The organism is Chromobacterium alticapitis, assembly GCF_002924365.1.
Taxonomy (GTDB): domain Bacteria; phylum Pseudomonadota; class Gammaproteobacteria; order Burkholderiales; family Chromobacteriaceae; genus Chromobacterium; species Chromobacterium alticapitis.
In genome coordinates this window covers 1-561 of sequence record NZ_PQWB01000018.1, presented here as the reverse complement: position 1 = coordinate 561, position 561 = coordinate 1, and the positions used below count along the sequence as shown (strand labels likewise).

Genomic DNA, 561 nt, shown 5'->3' with positions numbered 1-561 from the left:
CTAGGGGCTGTTGACGTTTCACATAGGCAACCATAGGTATGCGCACGCCATGGCGACCACGCTCTCATAGTTGCACTTCAATTTGTCGTATCGGAATGCCACCGCCCGGTAGTGTTTCAACCGGGCAAAGGCGTTTTCAACCAAGTGCCGAAAGCGATACAGCGCCCAATCCATATCAGAATTGCCTTGGGTCGAGGTATCCCTCCTCGGAATCACTGACCGAGTCTTCCTGGCTTCAATCAGTTGGCGCAGATGCTCACTGTCATAGCCTTTGTCCGCCACGATGACTTCCGTTGAGGACGGCAGCTTGGCGATCAACTCCGGCGCGGCGGTGCAATCATTGATTTCGCCGCCCGTGATGCTGAAGTCAACTGGCAAACCATGAGCATCCACCGCCAAGTGGATTTTGCTAGTGTTGCCGGCACGGCTTTTGCCGATGGCCTCAGGCTGCTTGCCCTCCGCGCCTGCGCAGTGTTGATGGGCCTTCACGTAGGTTCCATCAATGAACACCCACTCAAAGTCGGGGTCAATCAATAAGGCTTTGAAAATTTTGAGCCATTT

General features: G+C 54.2%; 1 protein-coding gene. It reads right to left on the bottom strand.

Features of this window, described 5'->3' with window-relative positions; genetic code table 11:
- Positions 1-18: 18 nt before the first annotated feature.
- On the bottom strand, positions 19-561 hold a 543-nt coding region (locus C2I19_RS05785; RefSeq protein WP_103901773.1), incomplete at its 5' end, for an IS5 family transposase.